This window comes from Cryobacterium sp. MLB-32, from assembly GCF_000738085.1.
Taxonomy (GTDB): domain Bacteria; phylum Actinomycetota; class Actinomycetes; order Actinomycetales; family Microbacteriaceae; genus Cryobacterium.
This window is the reverse complement of record NZ_JPRS01000363.1, coordinates 1-1,179: the sequence shown is the minus strand read 5'-3', so window position 1 is coordinate 1,179 and position 1,179 is coordinate 1. Positions and strand designations below refer to the sequence as shown.

Sequence of the window (1,179 nt, the reverse complement as noted above, 5' to 3'; positions counted from 1 at the left end):
GAGTTCGGTGGCTACTTCCAGGAGCCGCTCGGGTGAATGGACCGAGAGGTCGGTGCCTTTGGGGAAATACTGGCGCAGCAGACCGTTGGTGTTCTCGTTACTGCCGCGTTGCCACGGAGAATGCGGATCACAGAAGTAGATGGCCATGTTGGTGGCCAGCGTGATCTGCCGGTGCTGAGCCAGCTCCGTTCCCTGATCCCAGGTCAAGGTCTTAGCCAGACGCTCGGGCAGAGTCTTGATCGTTGCCAATAGGCCATCGCGAACGGTGATGGCACTGTGATCGCCGGGAAGATGGACCAACATCGTGAAGCGGGTCTGGCGCTCCACCAGGGTGGCGATGGCTGATCGGCAGTTTGACCCCAAGATCAGGTCTCCTTCCCAATGGCCCGGTACGGCCCGGTCAGAGACCTCTGCGGGTCGCTCGCTGATCATGATCATGTCCGGGATCTTGCCCGAGTTCTTCGCGGCCGGCCGTCTCGGCCGACGGATGGCCCGGCCGGTGCGTAAGTGTTGATGCAGGTCAGCGCGCAAATGACCGCGGCTCTGCACGTACAGTGCTTGGTAAATCGCTTCGGGGCTCACCCGCATCTCCTGCCGGTCCGGGAACACTCTCGCCAAATGGTCACTGATTTGTTCCGGACTCCACTTCACGCACAGCTTCGTCTGCACCAAGGATGCCAGTTCCGGGTGATCAAATTTGCTGCCCTTGGGGCGGCGCCCACGAACCTCAGCTTGTTTGTGCGCCGCGTACGGGGCATACCGTGTTCGTGCTCGGGGGCCAGCCTTGGACCCACCGCGAGCTAACTCCCGGCTGATCGTCGCCGGCGACCGGCCCACCTCGGCAGCGATCGCCCGCACGCCGGCGCCGTTCACGTGCAAATCCGCGATCCGCAACCGCTCTTCCAAGCACAAGTACCGCCCGGACTTCTCAGCCTCGGGACGAGGGATCCGACCCCCTGCTGCTTGACGCCAACGCCGTCCAGTTTGTCGATTCACTCCCACAGCATCACACGCCGCCGTCAGCCGTGACCCTTGGGCCATCAATACCCAGAACCGTGCCTGCATCTCCATCAGCTCGAACTTTGACCGCATCGACAGCACCTCTCAAAAATGGAGTGTTGCAACGACCGGTTGAACTCGCCAACCCTCACTGACACTGCGACCGCGGTCTCGCGAACT

The 1,179-nt window shown here is 62.1% G+C and carries 1 protein-coding gene; it reads right to left on the bottom strand.

Annotated features, from left to right (window positions below; genetic code table 11):
- Window positions 1-948 (bottom strand): IS30 family transposase (locus tag JF66_RS18590; protein ID WP_369798070.1); only part of this gene is annotated, 948 nt, incomplete at its 3' end.
- Window positions 949-1,179 lie beyond the last annotated feature (231 nt).